We start from the raw sequence: 15,857 nt of genomic DNA, 5'->3' as shown, positions 1-15,857 counted from the left end.
TTCGCACAAAGGAAGATGATCACTGTGACCGAAACAACCGCGACCGCGGTACCCCTCAAGCGCCTCTCCGACGAAGGCGTCTCCATCTGGCTGGACGATCTCTCCCGCAAGCGGATCGCGTCCGGCAATCTCGCCGGACTCGTCGCGACCAAGCACGTGGTGGGCGTTACCACCAACCCCTCCATCTTCCAGGCCGCCATCGGCTCCGGAGCGGGCTACGAGGAGCAGCTGGCCGACCTCGCCGTGCGCGGTGTGACGGTCGACGAGGCCGTCCGGATGATGACGACGGCGGACGTGCGCGCCGCCGCCGACATCCTGCGCCCGGTGTACGACGCGACCGGTGGCCGTGACGGCCGGGTCTCCATCGAGGTCGACCCGCGCCTCGCCCACCGCTCCGAGGCGACCATCGCCGAGGCCAAGCAGCTCGCCTGGCTCGTCGACCGCCCGAACGTGATGATCAAGATCCCCGCGACGAAGGCCGGCCTTCCGGCGATCACCGAGGTCATCGGCCTCGGCATCAGCGTCAACGTCACGCTGATCTTCTCGCTGGAGCGCTACCGCGAGGTGATGGACGCCTATCTGGCCGGCCTGGAGAAGGCGCGGGCCGCGGGCATCGACCTCGCCGGCATCCACTCCGTCGCGTCCTTCTTCGTCTCCCGCGTCGACAGCGAGATCGACAAGCGGCTGGCGAAGGTCGGCACGGACGAGGCGCTCGCGCTCCAGGGCAAGGCGGCGCTCGCCAACGCCCGGCTCGCCTACGAGGCGTACGAGGACGTCTTCGGGGGCGCCCGCTGGACCGCCCTCGCCCCGGCAGGCGCCCACAAGCAGCGTCCCCTGTGGGCCTCGACGGGCGTCAAGAACCCCGCGTACAAGGACACGCTGTACGTCGACGAGCTGGTCGCGCCGGGCACGGTGAACACCATGCCGCAGGCGACCCTCGACGCCACCGCCGACCACGGCGACATCCACGGCGACTCGGTGACCGGCGGCTACGCTCAGGCCCGCGCCGAACTGGCGGCCGTGGAGGCGCTCGGGATCTCCTACGACGAGGTCGTGAAGCAGCTGGAGGACGAGGGCGTCTCGAAGTTCGAGGCGGCCTGGGAGGATCTGCTGGACGCGGTGGCGACCTCGCTGCGTGGCAAGGGAGCTGAGGGGGAATGAGTGAAGCGCTTCCCGACAGCGCCGCGCAGGATGCGGCCGCCGCGCCGGAAGGATCTGGTGACACGGCCGTGGAACCGGCCGGCGTGAGCGCCGTCGAACGCGCCATCACCGCGGCTCTCGACTGGCACAATCCCCTCCGCGACCCCCGCGACCGCCGCCTCCCCCGTATCGCGGGCCCCTCCGGTCTCGTCATCTTCGGCGTCACCGGCGACCTGGCCCGCAAGAAGCTGATGCCTGCCGTCTACGACCTCGCCAATCGGGGTCTGCTGCCGCCGGGCTTCTCGCTCCTCGGGTTCGCCCGCCGCGAGTGGGAGGACCAGGACTTCGCGCAGGTGGTGCACGACTCGGTGCGCGAGCACTCCCGTACGGAGTTCCGCGAGGAGGTCTGGCAGCAGCTCGCCGAGGGCATGCGGTTCATTCCGGGCGACTTCGACGACGACGATGCCTTCGAGCAACTGCGTGGGGCCGTCGAGGAGTTGGACTCCTCCCGGGGGACCAGTGGCAACTACGCCTTCTATCTCTCCGTACCCCCGAAGTTCTTCCCGAAGGTCGTCCAGCAGCTCAAGAAGCACGGGCTCGCGGATGGGCCGGAGGGTTCCTGGCGGCGCGCGGTCATCGAAAAGCCGTTCGGCCACGACCTGGCCAGCGCGCGCGAGCTGAACAAGATCGTGCACGAGGTGTTCGACCCGGACCAGGTCTTCCGCATCGACCACTACCTCGGCAAGGAGACCGTCCAGAACATCCTGGCCCTCCGCTTCGCCAACCAGATGTACGAACCCATCTGGAACCGGTCGTACGTCGACCACGTCCAGATCACCATGGCCGAGGACATCGGCATCGGCGGCCGGGCCGGCTACTACGACGGCATCGGCTCCGCCCGGGATGTGATCCAGAATCACCTCCTCCAGCTGATGGCCCTGACCGCCATGGAGGAGCCGGCCGCCTTCGACGCCGAGTCGCTGCTCACCGAGAAGCTCAAGGTCCTCAGGGCCGTAAGGCTGCCGGAGAACCTGGGCGAGCACACCGTGCGCGGACAGTACGCGGCAGGCTGGCAGGGCGGCGAGAAGGTGCGGGGCTACCTGCAGGAGGACGGCATCGACCCCGAGTCGACGACCGACACGTATGCCGCCGTCAAGCTGGGGGTCGACAACCGGCGTTGGGCGGGCGTCCCCTTCTATCTGCGCACGGGCAAGCGCCTGGGCCGACGGGTGACGGAGATCGCGGTGGTCTTCCAGCGCGCACCCCACTCCCCCTTCGACTCGACCGCCACCGAGGAGCTCGGCGCGAACGCGATCGTCGTCCGCGTCCAGCCCGACGAGGGCATGACGGTGCGCTTCGGATCCAAGGTGCCGGGTACGTCGATGGAGATCCGGGACGTCACCATGGACTTCGCGTACGGCGAGTCGTTCACCGAGTCCAGCCCGGAAGCGTACGAACGGCTGATCCTGGATGTCCTGCTCGGCGACGCCAATCTCTTCCCCCGCCACCTTGAGGTGGAAGAGTCCTGGAAGATCCTCGACCCGATCGAGGGGTACTGGGACACGCACGGCAAGCCCGCGCAGTACCCCTCGGGCAGTTGGGGCCCGAAGGAAGCCGACGAGATGCTCGCACGAGACGGACGGAGCTGGCGCAGGCCATGAAGATCGACCTGACCGACACCACGGCAAGCAAGATCAACAAGGCGCTCGTGCAGGGGCGCCGAGCCATCGGCACTCCCGCCGTGGGCATGGTCCTGACGATGGTCATCGTCACCGACGAGGAGAACGCCTACGACTCGATCAAGGCGGCCGAGGAGGCCTCCCTCGAGCACCCCTCGCGCACCCTGGTCGTCATCAAGCGGGTCGCCCGCACCCCGCGCGACCGCACCAACTCCCGCCTGGACGCGGAGGTGCGTGTCGGTTCGGACGCGGGCACCGGTGAGACGGTCGTGCTGCGGACGTACGGCGAGGTCTCCGACCACGCCGACTCCGTGGTCCTGCCGCTGCTGCTGCCCGACGCCCCGGTCGTGGTGTGGTGGCCGGTGGACGCGCCCGACGTCCCCGTCAAGGACCCGCTGGGCGCCCTCGCGCAGCGCCGGATCACCGACATGTACGCCGTCGAGGCGCCGCTCGTCGCGCTGGAGGCCCGCGCCGCCGCGTACGCGCCGGGCGACACCGACCTGGCCTGGACCCGGCTGACGCCGTGGCGCTCGATGCTCGCCGCCGCGCTCGACCAGGCCCGTACGAAGGTGATCTCGGGGGCCGTCGAGAGCGAGGCCGACAACCCCAGCGCCGAACTGCTGGCCCGCTGGCTGGAAGCCCGCCTCCAGGTCACGGTCGAGCGCGTCGTCACCGCGGGGCCCGTCGTGACCGCCGTACGGCTCGGCACCGAGAACGGCGAGATCGTCATCGACCGCCCCGAGGGCCCGCTGGCCACTCTGTCGCTGCCCGGACAGCCCTCCCGCACCCTCGCGCTGAAGGTGCGTTCCACCTCCGAGCTGATCGCCGAGGAGCTGCGCCGCCTCGACGCGGACGAGATGTACGCCATCGCTCTGCGGGGCGAGGGCACCAAGGAGATCCCCAGTCATGTCTGACTCCCCCCAGCTCACGCGGCGTCCGGAGTGGGTGGCCTTGGAGGACCACCGAGCGGGCGGGCTGCTGCACCCGCGGCTGCGTGAGCTGTTCGCCGCCGACCCCGCCCGTGCGGAGCGTTACGTCGTACGGGTCGGCGATCTGCTCATCGACTACTCCAAGCATCTGATCAACGACGAGACCCTCGCGCTGCTCCAGGAGCTGGCCACCGCCACCGACGTGTTCGGGCTGCGCGACGCCATGTTCCGCGGCGAGAAGATCAACGTCACCGAGGACCGCCCGGTGCTGCACACCGCACTGCGCGCCCCGCGCGACGCCGTGATCGAGGTGGACGGCGAGAACGTCGTGCCCGCCGTGCACGCGGTGCTGGACAAGATGGCCGACTTCGCCGAGCGGGTCCGCTCGGGTGAATGGACCGGCCACACCGGCAAGCGCATGCGCAACATCGTCAACATCGGCATCGGCGGCTCGGACCTCGGTCCGGCGATGGCGTACGAGGCGCTGCGGGCCTTCACGGACAGCGCGCTGACGGTCCGCTTCGTCTCGAACGTCGACGGGGCCGATCTGCACGAGGCCACGCGCGACCTCGACCCGGCCGAGACGCTGTTCATCATCGCGTCCAAGACCTTCACCACGATCGAGACGATCACCAACGCCACGTCGGCGCGCTCGTGGCTCCTGAAGGGGCTGGACGATGGGGGCGCCTCCCGCTCGAGCGAATTGGAGAGTGGGGGAGAGAAGGCGGTCGCGAAGCACTTCGTCGCCCTTTCGACGAACGCCGAGAAGGTGTCGGACTTCGGCATCGACACGGCCAACATGTTCGAGTTCTGGGACTGGGTCGGCGGGCGCTACTCGTTCGACTCGGCGATCGGGCTCTCCCTGATGATCGCCATCGGCGCGGACCGGTTCCGCGAGATGCTCGACGGGTTCAGGGTCGTCGACGAGCACTTCCGCACCGCCCCGGCCGAGGCCAACGCGCCTTTGCTCCTTGGGCTGCTGGGCATCTGGTACGGCAACTTCCACGACGCCCAGTCGCACGCCGTGCTGCCGTACTCGCACTACCTGTCCAAGTTCACCGCCTACTTGCAGCAGCTGGACATGGAGTCCAACGGCAAGTCGGTGGATCGCGACGGGCGCCCGGTGGAGTGGCAGACCGGCCCCGTCGTCTGGGGCACCCCGGGCACCAACGGGCAGCACGCCTACTACCAACTCGTCCATCAGGGCACGAAGTTGATCCCGGCCGACTTCATCGGCTTCGTCAACCCGGTCGACGAGCTCAGTGACGAACTCGCGGCTCAGCACGACCTGTTGATGGCGAACTTCTTCGCGCAGACGCAGGCCCTCGCCTTCGGCAAGACGCCGGACGAGGTGCGCGCCGAGGGGGTGGCCGAGGAGCTGGTGCCGCACAAGACGTTCAAGGGCGACCACCCGACGACCACGATCCTCGCGAGCGAGCTGACGCCCTCGGTCCTCGGCCAGCTGATCGCGCTGTACGAGCACAAGGTGTTCGTCCAGGGGGCGATCTGGAACATCGACTCCTTCGACCAGTGGGGCGTCGAACTCGGCAAGGTCCTCGCCAAGCGCGTGGAGCCCGCCCTCACCCAAGGCGCGGACGTGCCCGGTCTCGACTCCTCCACCGCCGCCCTCGTGGCCGCCTACCGCACTCTCAGGAAGAAGTGAAGCTGATATGACAGCAATGCAGTTGGGCCTCATCGGCCTCGGCAAGATGGGCGGCAACATGCGCGAGCGGATACGCCGCGCAGGGCACACCGTCATCGGCTACGACCGCAATCCCGACCTCGCCGACGTGCACAGCCTTCCCGAACTCGTGGCCAAGCTCGAGGCCCCGCGCGTGGTCTGGGTGATGGTGCCCGCGGGCGCCCCCACCCAGTCCGTCATCGACGAGCTCGGCGACCTCCTGGAGCCCGGCGACACCGTCGTCGACGGCGGCAACTCCCGCTGGAGTGACGACGAGAAGCACGCCGTGGAGCTGGGCATCAAGGGCATCGGCTTCGTCGACTGCGGCGTTTCCGGCGGCGTATGGGGACTGCAGAACGGCTACGCGCTCATGGTCGGCGGCGACGCCGAGCACATAGCCAAGGCGCAGCCGGTCTTCGACGCGCTCAAGCCCGAGGGCGACTTCGGCTTCGTGCACGCCGGCAAGGTCGGCGCGGGCCACTTCTCGAAGATGGTCCACAACGGCATCGAGTACGCCATGATGCAGGCCTACGCCGAGGGCTGGGAGCTCCTGGAGAAAGTCGACTCCGTCACGGACGTGCGCGAGGTCTTCCGCTCCTGGCAGGAGGGCACCGTCATCCGCTCCTGGCTGCTGGACCTCGCCGTGGGCGCGCTGGACGACGACGAGCACCTGGACAAGCTGCGCGGCTACGCGGAGGACTCCGGCGAGGGCCGCTGGACCGTCGAGGCGGCCATCGACAACGCGGTTCCGCTCCCCGCGATCACCGCGTCGCTCTTCGCGCGCTTCGCCTCGCGACAGGACGACTCGCCGCAGATGAAGATGATCGCCGCGCTGCGCAACCAGTTCGGCGGCCACGCCGTCGAGTCGGCGAAGTAGGGCGGCCGTGGGCGACCTCCTGCTGGTCCGCCACGGCGAAACCGAGTGGAGCGTGTCCGGACAGCACACCAGCTGGACGGACCTGCCGCTCACCCAGCGAGGCGAGGAACAGGCCAAGTCCCTCGCCCCGCTCCTCGCCGGACGCACCTTCGCTCGCGTACTCACCAGCCCCCTCGGCCGCGCGATACGCACCGCCGAACTCGCCGGTCTCTACGGCGCCGTGCCCGATCCCGAGCTGCACGAGTGGGACTACGGCGGCTACGAGGGCATCACCACCGTCGAGATCCACCGCACACGGCCCGACTGGTACCTGTGGGACGACGGTGTACCACCGGGGCCGGGCGGCCACCCGGGCGAGTCACCGGCCGAGGTAGGACTGCGTGCCGACCGGGTGCTCTCCCGTATCGAACCCGCGCTCGCCCAAGGCGATGTGGTCCTGGTGGCCCACGCCCATTTCCTGCGCGTCCTCACCGCCCGCCGGCTGGGTCTCCCCGCCGCCGACGGACGCCTGTTCCAGCTCGCGACCGGCACGGTGAGCCGGCTCTCCACCGAGCATGGCCGTCCCGTGATCGCCGAGTGGAATGCGGCCGGAACTTTGCCGCCGGTCCGCTAGTTTCCACGGTGCTGCCGACACCACAACATATGGAGTTCTCATGGCCCTGTGGGACCGCGTCAAGGAGTCCGCGTCAACGATGCAGACCCAACTCGTGGCGAAGAAGAACGACCTGAAGAGCGGAGCCTTCCGCGACGCGAGCATGGCGATGTGCGCCCTCGTCGCGGCGGCGGACGGATCCGTCGATCCTTCCGAGCGGCAGCGCGTCGCCCAGCTCATCGCCACGAACGAGGTGTTGCAGAACTTCGACGCCGACGACCTGCGCCGTCGCTTCGACGACAACCTGAACAAGCTGACCGCCGACTTCGCCTTCGGCAAGGTCAGCATTCTCCAGGAGATCGCCAAGGCGAAGAAGAAGCCCGCCGAGGCGCGCGCCGTCATCCAGATCGGCATCGTCATCGGCGGCGCCGACGGCGACTTCGACAAGACGGAGCAGGCGGTCGTGCGGGAGGCGTGCTTCGCGCTCGACCTGCCGCCGCACGAGTTCGACCTGTAACGGGGGGAGCTTCGCCGCCTCGTGCGGCCCCGGGCCCAAGCGGGGTGGGTCCGGGGCCGCACGGGATCCCCGCTCACACCCCGCGCGACGGCCGCTTGCGCCACTTCACGAACTCCTTCTCCGGGTCCCCCGTGTAGGACCAGGGCGTCCGGGTTGCCCGGCGCCCGATCATCCGGAACAGCGAGGCGGCGATGTCGGCCGTACCGGCGTAGCAGGCGGCGTGCGTCAGATAGTTGAGGTCGCGCACCTCCGCGGGGGCCACCGGGCCGTCCGGGCGTGCCGTGATCCAGCGCTGCCAGGTGCGCCGTACGTCGCTGGCGGCGGCGTCGTGGCTCCAGTGCTGGCCGAGTCCGACGACGGCGTCGCGCTGGCCCTTGGCCCCGTCGAGGATGTAGCGGTACTCCTCCACGCGGGCGAACTGCGCCAGGACGGGCAGCGCGCAGCCGGGCGGGGCCACTCCGGCCGCGTCCCGGGCGAAGTCGTACATGAGGCCGTGGGTGCCGTGCCAGCGTGACGAGTAGTAGTGCAGGATCTGGAGATGGCCCTCCATGCTGTACGGGTCGCGGGCGTGCAACTCGTCCCACCAGCGGCCCAGTTCCCGGCGGCGCACGCCGGTGGGGTAGAGCCGGGCGACCGAGATGAGGGAGATCCAGGGGGTGGGGTCCTCGGGGTGTGCCTCGGCGGCCTCGATGCAGGCCAGCACCGCCCGGTCGACGCGATCGCGGTCGATGGGCACGCCCCGGCCCGCGGCGATGGCCAGGTTGAAGGCCCGGGCCACGTCGGTCGCGGCCCTCAGCACCAAGGCGTCGCCGCTGCGCGGTTCGGCGGCCAGCCAGGACTCGACCGTCGAGTTGCCCGCGCAGGCCGGCGCGAGCAGCCGGATGCGGTGGCTGCGTACGGACCAGTCGGCGCCGGTGTCCCGCAGGAGTTCCCGCAGTCCCTGCCAGCGGCCGATGACGATGTCCTGGCGGGCGGAGGTGAGGGGTGCGTCCCCGCAGTCGGGGTCGAAGTCGGGGGTGAAGCGGTCGCCCGCCATCGGGTCCCTCTCAGAAGTCGGTGGGGAGACCCTCGTGGCGGCGTGAGCGCTCGGTGCTCGCCGCGGTGCCGTAGCCGTCGGGGACGTACTCGGTCTCGACGACCTGGGTGGCGTCCAGCTTGGCGGGCCGGTAGTAGTCGCTGCCACGCTTCCAGTACCAGAGCATGGGGATCAGGCCGACGGCGATGCCGCCGATGCCGATCGCGATCGACGCGCCGCTGAGATCGCCCAGCGACTCGACGAAGATCCAGAACATGAACAGGGCGCCGAGGAACGGCCAGAGCCCGCCGAAGAGGAAGTTGGCCGCGGACTTCAGCAGCATCTTGCGGTAGGCGACGACCACCGCGATGCCGGCCAGTCCGTAGTAGACGGCGATCTGCAGGCCGATCGCGGCAATGGCGTCGGAGAGGATGTCGCCGACCGAGCCGAGGGCGTTCGACGTCACGAACATCACCAGGGCCACCGCCCCGACCACGACGATCGCGACCCACGGGGTGTTCCACGTGCGGTGCACCCGGCCCAGCGCGGTCGGCATCGTACGGTCGCGGCCCATCGCGAACAGCGAGCGGGTGACCTGGATGAGCGTGGTCTCCAAGGTGGCGATGGTGGACAGCATCACGGCCACGATCAGCAGCTTGCCGCCCCAGCCGGGCCAGATCTCCTCGCCCAGCACGCCCAGGACATTGGCGCCGTTGTCCTGGATCTGCCGGTCGGTGAGGATGACGTTCACCGCGATGGTGAACACCTCGAAGAGCAGGAAGACGATACCGACGCCGATCAGGCCCGCGAGTCCCGTCGTACGACGGCTGTCCCGCGTCTCCTCGCTGAGGTTGCTGGTGACGTCCCAGCCCCAGTAGTAGAACGCGGCGATGAGCGCGCCGGACGCGAAGCCGCTCACCCCGTCGAAGTGGCTGAAGCCGAGCCAGGACCAGTCGAACGGGCGGGCGTTGCCGCTGTGCAGGAAGGCGCCGACGGCGAAGACGGCCAGGATGGCCAGCTCGACACCGGACATGATCAGCTGCGCCCGGACGGTGAGCCGGGCGCCGCCGAGCACGACGAGAAGCATGACCAGGAACCAGGCCGCGCCGACCGCGGTGGAGAGCGCGGTGCTGTCGGCCAGGCCCTCGTCGAAGAGGGCGAGCGTCATCGAGCCCGCGGGCAGCGAACCGGCGACCATGAAGATGGTCGCCGAAATCACCAGGGCCCAGCCGCTGAGGAAGCCGAGGAAGGGGTGGAGCGTGCGGCCGACCCAGGAGTAGCTGGCGCCCGCGTTGACGTCGATCCGGCCGAGGTAGCTGAAGGCCAGCGCGATGCCCAGCATGGGTATCGCGCAGTACAGCAGCGCCGCCGGGCTGGCCAGGCCGACCGCGCCGACGAGGACTGCGGTGGTGGCGGCCAGCGAGTACGCGGGGGCGCTGCCCGCGACCGCCATCACGACCGTGTCGAACGTACCGAGGGCGTTGGCCTGAAGCCCTCTGCCCCTGTTGTTGCTCATGCTCGCGCTGCTTTCCGTCCTGCACGACGCACGGGCGAACACGCCCGACGCCGCCATGGATAAGTGGGGGGTGTGAAGGTCGATGCCGTACAACCACCGTCATCGGGCAGAGGGTCGCTCCGCAGGTGCTGTGATGATAGCGGCGGTGCTTGATCCTTCAATGTCGACCGGTGGGTAATTTCGGCGCACTGAGGCCGCTCGCTGGGGACTTCCTCTGTGCCACTGGGCCGGTACGCCCGTGCCGCGGGGCCTTTCCCCGCGAGGTCCATTGACATGAACCTGCACGAACGGCCACCCTTCATGCTTGAACATGCACGAACAGACGCTATTTCAAGCACCTGCAAACACAACGCCGTTGGTTTGAGTGGAGATGCGTACCGTGCGAAGACTCCGACACCGTTCCTGGGCCATGGCGGGGCTCGCCACCGCGCTGGCCGTCACCGTGCTGAGCGCCCCGGCGCGGCCCGCGCTCGCGGCGACCCCGGCGAGCGCCGTTCTCGACGACACCCACCAGAGCGTCAGCTGGCAGAGTCCCGTCTACGCCAAGGGCACGTCGGGTGGTACCGAGAGCTGTCCGTCCGCCACAGACGACCCGGACAACAAGGTCTGCGACCGCTTCGACGTGAACGTCTCGGTGCCCACCGGGTATTGGGCCGACAACCCCGAGGGCGGCGTACCGGTCTCGATCGAGTGGCAGCACCCCACCGACGACTTCGACCTGTACGTCTACGACGACGCGGGCAAGCAGGTCGCCTCCAGCGCGGGCACCGCCGACCCCGAGGCCACGCTGATCCCGAACGCGTCGGGTACCTACCACGTGCTGGTCGTGCCGTACGACGTGCACGACAACGCGTACACCGGCAAGGCCTATCTGCCGCGGACCACCGACGCGGGCGACCTCACGTCCTTCGGCGGGAGCGACGGCAGCTACACCATCGCGGCCGGACAGCTCACGGCGAAGGCCGACTTCCTGGCGGGCGGCCAACTGCGCCTCCAGGCCGACCCGTCCGGTTCGCTCAACGACCCGGCGGGCACGGCCATCGTCCGTGAGCAACCCGCCCTCCAAAAGCACACCACGTCCTTCGACGCGGGCACGTACTACGGCATCCGCTCCCCCGACGCGGTCCTGCGGGTCTACAAGAAGCCGCTGCGCTTCGGCCTGTACAAGACCGACAATCGCACGCCCGTCTGGCAGGAGGACAAGCCGCTGCGCTGGTCCACCGGCGGAATGCGGCAGAGCCTGGCGCGCGGCGCGGACGAGCAGTTCTTCGGCGGCGGCGAGCAGAACGGCAGCTTCTCGCACCGCGATCGGACGATGTACGTGGCCAACAGCTTCGACTGGAACGAGGGCGGCTACAACAACTCCCAGCCCTTCTACCTCTCCAGCGCGGGCTACGGCGTCTTCCGCAACACCTTCGCGCCCGGTGTCTACGACTTCGGCTCACCGGTACGGACCGGGCAGCAGGAACGACGGCTGGACGCCTACTACTTCCTCGGTGACGCGAAGACGGTCATCGAAAAGTACACCGCACTGGTGGGCAAGCCCTTCATGCCGCCGGTGTACGGGCTCGAACCGGGCGACTCCGACTGCTACCTGCACAACGCCAACCGGGGCGAACGGCACACCCTCGACGCACTGAAGATCGCCGACGGCTATACCTCGCACGACATGCCGCTCGGCTGGATGCTCGTCAACGACGGCTACGGCTGCGGTTACGAGAACCTCCCCGAGACGGCCAAGGGCCTGCAGGACCACCACGCCCAGCTCGGGCTGTGGACCCAGGACGGCATCGACAAGCTCGCCGACCAGGTGAGGGCGGGCCAGCGGGTGGCCAAGCTGGACGTGGCCTGGGTGGGCAACGGCTACAAGTTCACGCTCGACGCGTGCGACAAGGCCAAGGCCGGGATCGAGGAGAACAGCGACGCCCGGGGCTTCGTCTGGCTCCCGGTCTCCTGGGCGGGCGCCCAGCGCTGTGGTGTCCTGTGGAGCGGCGACCAGAAGCTGTCGTGGGACTACATCCGCTGGCAGATTCCGACCTACGCCGGGGCGACCATGTCCGGCATCGCGTACAACACCGGTGACGTGGGCTCCATCTACCGCCATGACGCCAAGATGTACGCCCGAGATCTCCAGTGGAAGGCGTTCCTCCCGGCGATGATGACGATGGACGGCTGGGCCTCCGACATCAGCACCGGAAAGCCCGCCGACCAGCAGCCCTGGCTGGACGGTGAGCCGTACACCTCCATCAACCGCAAGTACCTCCAGCTGAAGGAGCGCCTGCTCCCCTACATGTACACCCTGTCCGCCGAGGCGACGAAGACGGGCGTGGGCGCGGTCCGTCCGCTGTGGCTGGAGTACCCGGACGACCCGAACACCCTCGGTGCGGACGCCACGTACGAGTTTCTCGCGGGCTCCGACTTCCTGGTCGCCCCGGTCTACCAGGACTCCGAGACCCGCGACGGCATCTATCTCCCCAAGGGCACCTGGACCGACTACTGGACGGGCCGCACCTATCAGGGCCCGACCACGGTCAACGGCTACCACGCCCCGCTCGACACCCTCCCCCTCTTCGTGAGGAGCGGCGCGATCGTCCCCATGTGGCCCAAGGGCACGATGAGTTGGCAGACCCGCGACCGGCACGAGCTGGACTGGGACCTGTACCCGAAGGGGAACACCGCCTACACGCTGTACGAGGACGACGGGGTGACCCGGCACTTCGCCGGGGGTGCGTCGGCGACCCAGCGGGTGACGGTGCGTGCGAGCGCGGGCACCACCGATGTCAACGTCGGTGCGAGCCGGGGCAGTTACCAGGACAAGCCGGACTCGCGCTCGTACCGCTTCACCGTGCACGGAGAGTCGGCGCCCCGCCAGGTGCTCCTGGACGGACGCCCGCTGGCCCGTACCTCCTGGTCGTACGACACGGACACCGGCGCGACGACGGTCGAGACGCCGCGCCTCACGCTGGACCGCGCGTTCTCCGTACGGCTCACTCGGTAGCCCCGCGCGTCAACGCCCCGGTCGCACCGCGTGCTGCGCGGCGAGGCGCACCGGGGCGTTCTGCGCGCCGTATCCCCGGTATCCGCCGTCGCGCTGAACGAGTTCGAAGAAGACGCGGCCGACGGTCTGCGTGTAGCAGTGCCGGAACTCGCCGTCCGGATCGCGGTCGTAGAGGATGCCGAGTTCGCGGTACGTCTCCAGCTCGCCGTCGGTGAACTCGAACCGTGCGGCCAGGTCGTCGTAGTAGTTCGCGGGCATCGGCAGCAGACGGCCGCCCGACTCGCGGAAGCGGCGGGCGGCACCGGCCACGTCGTCCGTGGCGAGGGCGATGTGCTGGGCGCGGGCGCCGTCGTCGGTGGGAGCCGGGCCCACGCTCAGGGCGATGCGGACGCTGCCGTCGGCGTTGGTGACGGCGCGGCTGCGGTGCAGACCGTACGGGTCGGCGACATCGACGCTCTGCTGCGCGCTCAGCCCGAGCACGCTGCGATGGAAGAGGGCGGCCTCGTCGAACTGGTGCCAGGGCTGAGTGAGCGCCAGGTGGTCAATGCGGGTCACCGAGCGCGCGTCCGGCCGGTGTTCTGTGGGCTGGAAGTCGCCCGTCCAGCTGGGCAGTTCGGGGCGGTCGGTGGCGCAGAAGAACAGTTCGGTGCCGTCGGGGGCGGCGACCGCGTCGAGGGGCGCGTCCTCGAGGGCGCGGCGGCGCGGCAGGACGGGGGCGAGCAGGGCCTCGGCGCGCCGGGCCGCGGCGGCGGGGTCCGGTGACTCCAGGCCGATGGCGGCGAGCGCGGTGCCGGCGCGCCGGGCGGCCGGTCCCGTGTTGACCAGGACACGGGCCTCGCCCTGCTGCCAGAGGTCCACCGGCTTGCTGCGGTGCCGGGCCGCGCGGGTGAAACCGAGGGCGCCGAGGAGCGCGGCGACGGGTGCCACGTCGGGGGTGACGAGTTCGGCGAAGGCGACGCCGGTCGGCACCACGGGGGCGGGCGGTGTGGCGAGCGCGGGCGCCTCCGGGGGAACCGGCCCGTTCGCCTTCGGGAGGACGGGGCCGGTCGCTTCCTGCAGGACGAGGAGGGAGCGCCGGGCGTCGACGGCGGTCGGTCCGGCCTCGGCCTGTCGGAAGACGTCGTTGAAGACCTCGAGGGAGAGAGGTCCCTCGTATCCGGCGCGCAGCACATGCCCGAGGAGACCGGCGATATCGAAGCCGCCCTGCCCCGGGAAGCAGCGGTAGTGGCGGCTCCACTGGAGCACGTCCATCGCCATCAGCGGGGCGTCGGCCAGCTGCAGGAAGAAGATCTTGTCGCCGGGGATGTCCTCGATGCCCCGGGGATCGGAGCCCCGGGCGAGGATGTGGAAGCTGTCCAAACAGGTGCCGAGGGCGGGGTGGTCGGCGGCCTCGACGATGCGCCAGGCATGGTCGTACGTGCTCACCTGACGGCCCCAGGCCAGCGCCTCGTACGCCACCCGGATGCCGAAGTCCTGGGCCAGCTCGGACAGTTGGCGCAATTGCTCGGCGGCGAGCGCGTCGTCGTCGACGGTGAGTGGCGAGACGCTGGAGCAGACCAGCACGGTGTCGGCGCCGAGGCGCCGCATCAGCTGGAACTTGTGGCGCGCCCGGCGCAGATTGCGGGCGAACGCGTCCTCGGGCACGGCCTCGATGTCGCGCATCGGCTGGTAGAGGTCGATGGTCAGTCCGAGGTCGGCGGTGCGGGCGCGGATCTCCTCGGGGGTGAGGGGGCTCGCGAGCAGGTCGTTCTCGAAGATCTCGACGCCGTCGAAGCCCGCCCGGGCGGCGGCCGTGAGCTTCTCGGTCAGGGATCCGCTGAGCGAGACGGTGGCGATGGACGTACGCACGAGGTGCTCCTTCGACGCTCTTCGGGGCTGGTTCAGTTCCGGACGGGCTCGGCGCCCGCGAGTTCGGCGATGTCCGTGAGCATCCGCGCACGGTCGGGTTCCCGCCCGGTGAAGAGCCGGAACGCGTCGGCGGCCTGGAAGACGGCCATGCCGCCGCCGTCGAGGGTCGCGCAGCCGAGCGCGCGGGCGGTGCGCAGCAGCTCGGTCTCCAGCGGCCGGTAGACGACCTCGGCAACCCAGAGCCCGGGGTGCAGCAGCTCGGCCGGGAACGGCAGCCCCGGGTGGGCGGCCATACCGGTGGGGGTGGCGTGCACGATGCCGTCGGCGCGGGCGAGGAGCGCCGGGAGCGCGTCCGGCGTCGCGGCGGTCGCGCGACCGTCGCCGAAGTGCCGGTTCAGCGCGGCGGCGAGATCGGCGGTGCGGTCGGGCATCGCGTCGACGACGGTGACATGCCCGGCGCCCAGGGTGAGCACGGCGTGGGCGACGGCCGCGCCCGCACCGCCCGCGCCGAGCTGCACGACCCGCTCCAGGGAGACGTCGGGCAGGCCGCGCGCGAAGGAGGCGGCGAACCCGGTGACATCCGTGTTGTGCCCGATCGCGCGGCCGTCCTCGAAGACGACGGTGTTGACCGCGCCGAGCGCCTCGGCCACCGGGGCGAGCGCGTCGAGGTGGCCGATGACCAGTTGCTTGCAGGGGTGCGTGATGTTCAGCCCGTCGAAGCCGACGTCCCGTGCGGCGCGTACGAGATCGCCCACCGCCTCCGGGCCGACGCCGAGGGCGTCGATGTCGATCAGCCGGTACAGATAGCGCAGGCCCTGGCGGTCGGCCTCCCGTTCGTGCAGCGCGGGGCTGAGCGAGGGACCGATGCCGGATCCGACGAGGCCGACGAGATACGAGTTCTGGGACACGGCGGGCCTCCGGGGCCGAGGGGCCGACGGCCGGTCGGGGAGCGACCGGGGGCCGACTGACGAACGCTTGACAGCTATCTAATGTACGAACTGGTTCGTTAGTCATATCAAGTCGTCCGTCCGATGGGAAGAGCCGTCCGGGAAGAGCCGCCACCGA

General features: G+C 69.9%; 11 protein-coding genes and 1 pseudogene. 8 read left to right on the top strand and 4 right to left on the bottom strand.

The window, feature by feature from the left end:
- Positions 1–15: 15 nt before the first annotated feature.
- The 7 genes from tal to AB0D27_RS03485 are packed head-to-tail and all read left to right on the top strand — an operon-like array spanning position 16 to position 7,415.
- Positions 16–1,161 carry a transaldolase gene (tal, locus tag AB0D27_RS03515; RefSeq protein WP_362501557.1) on the top strand — a complete coding sequence of 382 codons (1,146 nt, stop codon included), beginning with the start codon at positions 16–18 and terminating at the stop codon, positions 1,159–1,161.
- Positions 1,158–2,801 carry a glucose-6-phosphate dehydrogenase gene (zwf, locus tag AB0D27_RS03510; protein WP_362501555.1) on the top strand — a complete coding sequence of 548 codons (1,644 nt, stop codon included), beginning with the start codon at positions 1,158–1,160 and terminating at the stop codon, positions 2,799–2,801. The genes tal and zwf overlap by 4 nt, the downstream gene beginning before the upstream one ends.
- A complete protein-coding gene (gene opcA, locus AB0D27_RS03505; RefSeq protein WP_362501553.1) occupies positions 2,798–3,733 on the top strand; it encodes a glucose-6-phosphate dehydrogenase assembly protein OpcA in 936 nt (311 codons plus the stop codon). Before zwf ends, opcA begins: the two co-directional genes overlap by 4 nt.
- Positions 3,726–5,411 carry a glucose-6-phosphate isomerase gene (gene pgi, locus AB0D27_RS03500; RefSeq protein WP_362501551.1) on the top strand — a complete coding sequence of 562 codons (1,686 nt, stop codon included), beginning with the start codon at positions 3,726–3,728 and terminating at the stop codon, positions 5,409–5,411. The genes opcA and pgi overlap by 8 nt, the downstream gene beginning before the upstream one ends.
- Positions 5,412–5,427: 16 nt before the next feature.
- The gene (gene gnd, locus AB0D27_RS03495) at positions 5,428–6,306 is read left to right on the top strand and encodes a phosphogluconate dehydrogenase (NAD(+)-dependent, decarboxylating) (protein ID WP_362501888.1); all 879 of its coding nucleotides are present in this window, start codon (positions 5,428–5,430) and stop codon (positions 6,304–6,306) included.
- Between the two features lie 7 nt (positions 6,307–6,313).
- Positions 6,314–6,919, top strand: coding sequence for a histidine phosphatase family protein (locus tag AB0D27_RS03490; protein WP_362501549.1), 606 nt, complete (start codon positions 6,314–6,316; stop codon positions 6,917–6,919).
- 40 nt (positions 6,920–6,959) lie between these two features.
- The gene (locus tag AB0D27_RS03485; RefSeq protein WP_356281276.1) at positions 6,960–7,415 is read left to right on the top strand and encodes a TerB family tellurite resistance protein; all 456 of its coding nucleotides are present in this window, start codon (positions 6,960–6,962) and stop codon (positions 7,413–7,415) included.
- 73 nt (positions 7,416–7,488) lie between these two features.
- Here AB0D27_RS03485 and AB0D27_RS03480 read toward each other — a convergent pair whose 3' ends face one another.
- Together AB0D27_RS03480 and AB0D27_RS03475 are read right to left on the bottom strand one after the other, a co-directional pair.
- On the bottom strand, positions 7,489–8,451 hold the full coding sequence (locus AB0D27_RS03480) for a hypothetical protein (protein ID WP_362501547.1): 963 nt from the start codon (positions 8,449–8,451) through the stop codon (positions 7,489–7,491).
- 10 nt (positions 8,452–8,461) lie between these two features.
- Positions 8,462–9,946 (bottom strand): APC family permease, encoded by a 1,485-nt coding sequence (locus AB0D27_RS03475; protein ID WP_362501545.1) that lies wholly within the window; start codon positions 9,944–9,946, stop codon positions 8,462–8,464.
- Between the two features lie 928 nt (positions 9,947–10,874).
- On the opposite strand from AB0D27_RS03475, the pseudogene AB0D27_RS03470 reads away from it, so the two are divergent.
- Positions 10,875–12,935 (top strand): annotated as a pseudogene (locus AB0D27_RS03470) (TIM-barrel domain-containing protein); the annotation flags it as partial.
- A gap of 18 nt (positions 12,936–12,953) precedes the next feature.
- On the opposite strand, the gene AB0D27_RS03465 reads toward AB0D27_RS03470, so the two are convergent.
- Entirely contained in the window at positions 12,954–14,792 is a 1,839-nt protein-coding gene (locus AB0D27_RS03465; protein ID WP_362501543.1) for a TIM barrel protein, read from the bottom strand.
- Positions 14,793–14,824: 32 nt separating this feature from the next.
- Positions 14,825–15,700: a shikimate dehydrogenase gene (locus tag AB0D27_RS03460; protein WP_362501541.1), complete on the bottom strand. Its 876-nt coding sequence runs from the start codon at positions 15,698–15,700 to the stop codon at positions 14,825–14,827.
- Positions 15,701–15,857: the final 157 nt, after the last annotated feature.

It is taken from the genome of Streptomyces sp. NPDC048415 (assembly GCF_040651675.1).
Taxonomy (GTDB): Bacteria; Actinomycetota; Actinomycetes; order Streptomycetales; family Streptomycetaceae; genus Streptomyces.
The sequence above is the reverse complement of the archived record's forward strand: the minus strand, read 5'-3'. Positions and strand labels throughout refer to the sequence as shown.

Coding starts and splice junctions, on each gene's coding strand:
- tal (WP_362501557.1), top strand. CDS start 16: ATGATCACTGTGACCGAAACAACCGCGACCGCGGTACCCCTCAAGCGC.
- zwf (WP_362501555.1), top strand. CDS start 1,158: ATGAGTGAAGCGCTTCCCGACAGCGCCGCGCAGGATGCGGCCGCCGCG.
- opcA (WP_362501553.1), top strand. CDS start 2,798: ATGAAGATCGACCTGACCGACACCACGGCAAGCAAGATCAACAAGGCG.
- pgi (WP_362501551.1), top strand. CDS start 3,726: ATGTCTGACTCCCCCCAGCTCACGCGGCGTCCGGAGTGGGTGGCCTTG.
- gnd (WP_362501888.1), top strand. CDS start 5,428: ATGCAGTTGGGCCTCATCGGCCTCGGCAAGATGGGCGGCAACATGCGC.
- AB0D27_RS03485 (WP_356281276.1), top strand. CDS start 6,960: ATGGCCCTGTGGGACCGCGTCAAGGAGTCCGCGTCAACGATGCAGACC.
- AB0D27_RS03480 (WP_362501547.1), bottom strand. CDS start 8,451: ATGGCGGGCGACCGCTTCACCCCCGACTTCGACCCCGACTGCGGGGAC.
- AB0D27_RS03475 (WP_362501545.1), bottom strand. CDS start 9,946: ATGAGCAACAACAGGGGCAGAGGGCTTCAGGCCAACGCCCTCGGTACG.